The sequence below is a fragment of the Vibrio sp. 10N.222.54.A3 genome (genome assembly GCF_041474095.1).
Lineage (GTDB): Bacteria > Pseudomonadota > Gammaproteobacteria > Enterobacterales > Vibrionaceae > Vibrio > Vibrio crassostreae_C.
In genome coordinates this window covers 1-1,607 of record NZ_JBFRTN010000038.1, presented here as the reverse complement: position 1 = coordinate 1,607, position 1,607 = coordinate 1, and the positions used below count along the sequence as shown (strand labels likewise).

Genomic DNA, 1,607 nt, shown 5'->3' with positions numbered 1-1,607 from the left:
TTTCTAAACCTAATCAATCTGTGTGGGTACTCATCGTGTATATCTTCGTATAAGGAGGTGATCCAGCCCCAGGTTCCCCTAGGGCTACCTTGTTACGACTTCACCCCAGTCATGAACCACAAAGTGGTGAGCGTCCTCCCCGAAAGGTTAAACTACCCACTTCTTTTGCAGCCCACTCCCATGGTGTGACGGGCGGTGTGTACAAGGCCCGGGAACGTATTCACCGTGACATTCTGATTCACGATTACTAGCGATTCCGACTTCATGGAGTCGAGTTGCAGACTCCAATCCGGACTACGACGCACTTTTTGGGATTCGCTCACTATCGCTAGCTTGCTGCCCTCTGTATGCGCCATTGTAGCACGTGTGTAGCCCTACTCGTAAGGGCCATGATGACTTGACGTCGTCCCCACCTTCCTCCGGTTTATCACCGGCAGTCTCCCTGGAGTTCCCGACATTACTCGCTGGCAAACAAGGATAAGGGTTGCGCTCGTTGCGGGACTTAACCCAACATTTCACAACACGAGCTGACGACAGCCATGCAGCACCTGTCTCAGAGTTCCCGAAGGCACACCTGCGTCTCCGCTGGCTTCTCTGGATGTCAAGAGTAGGTAAGGTTCTTCGCGTTGCATCGAATTAAACCACATGCTCCACCGCTTGTGCGGGCCCCCGTCAATTCATTTGAGTTTTAATCTTGCGACCGTACTCCCCAGGCGGTCTACTTAACGCGTTAGCTCCGAAAGCCACGGCTCAAGGCCACAACCTCCAAGTAGACATCGTTTACGGCGTGGACTACCAGGGTATCTAATCCTGTTTGCTCCCCACGCTTTCGCATCTGAGTGTCAGTATCTGTCCAGGGGGCCGCCTTCGCCACTGGTATTCCTTCAGATCTCTACGCATTTCACCGCTACACCTGAAATTCTACCCCCCTCTACAGTACTCTAGTTCACCAGTTTCAAATGCAGTTCCGAGGTTGAGCCCCGGGCTTTCACATCTGACTTAATGAACCACCTGCATGCGCTTTACGCCCAGTAATTCCGATTAACGCTCGCACCCTCCGTATTACCGCGGCTGCTGGCACGGAGTTAGCCGGTGCTTCTTCTGTTGCTAACGTCAAGAGATAGCGCTATTAACACTACCCCCTTCCTCACAACTGAAAGTACTTTACAACCCGAAGGCCTTCTTCATACACGCGGCATGGCTGCATCAGGCTTTCGCCCATTGTGCAATATTCCCCACTGCTGCCTCCCGTAGGAGTCTGGACCGTGTCTCAGTTCCAGTGTGGCTGATCATCCTCTCAGACCAGCTAGGGATCGTCGCCTTGGTGAGCCATTACCTCACCAACTAGCTAATCCCACCTAGGCATATCTTGACGCGAGAGGCCCGAAGGTCCCCCTCTTTGGCCCGTAGGCATTATGCGGTATTAGCCATCGTTTCCAATGGTTATCCCCCACATCAAGGCAATTTCCTAGGCATTACTCACCCGTCCGCCGCTCGACGCCCATTAACGCACCCGAAGGATTGTTAGTGTCGTTTCCGCTCGACTTGCATGTGTTAGGCCTGCCGCCAGCGTTCAATCTGAGCCATGATCAAACTCTTCAATTTAA

General features: G+C 52.9%; 1 rRNA gene. It reads right to left on the bottom strand.

Annotated features, from left to right (window positions below):
- Positions 1-50 precede the first annotated feature (50 nt).
- Positions 51-1,605 (bottom strand): 16S ribosomal RNA (locus AB4507_RS09250).
- Between the last annotated feature and the right edge of the window lie 2 nt (positions 1,606-1,607).